This is a genomic window from Enterocloster sp. 210928-DFI.2.20 (assembly GCF_020554465.1).
In the GTDB taxonomy this organism is placed as follows: Bacteria; Bacillota; Clostridia; order Lachnospirales; family Lachnospiraceae; genus Enterocloster; species Enterocloster bolteae.
This window is the reverse complement of the sequence record NZ_JAJCHK010000137.1, coordinates 1-233: the sequence shown is the minus strand read 5'-3', so window position 1 is coordinate 233 and position 233 is coordinate 1. Positions and strand designations below refer to the sequence as shown.

The 233-nt window shown below is 46.4% G+C and carries 1 protein-coding gene; it reads left to right on the top strand.

The features are described 5' to 3' along the window. Positions 1-202 (top strand): transcriptional regulator (locus LI015_RS29150; protein WP_227126799.1); only part of this gene is annotated, 202 nt, incomplete at its 5' end. Positions 203-233: the final 31 nt, after the last annotated feature.

The following is a 233-nucleotide window of genomic DNA, read 5'->3' as shown; positions in this document are numbered from 1 at the left end:
GGCAGATGTAAAGACAAGGGAGCTTGGAAAGATTGTCAAGAAGCGTCTGATTGAACTGGAGATGACCCAGGTCCAGCTGGCAAATATATTGGGGACGACCCCTCAAGAACTATGCCGGATGCTGAAGGGAAAGAGGCCTGGGTATAAGTACCGGAAGCAAATGCTGAAAATTCTCAAGATAAATGAGAATGATGTGGCATAGGGGGCTGGATATGGACTTGCATAAAAGAAGA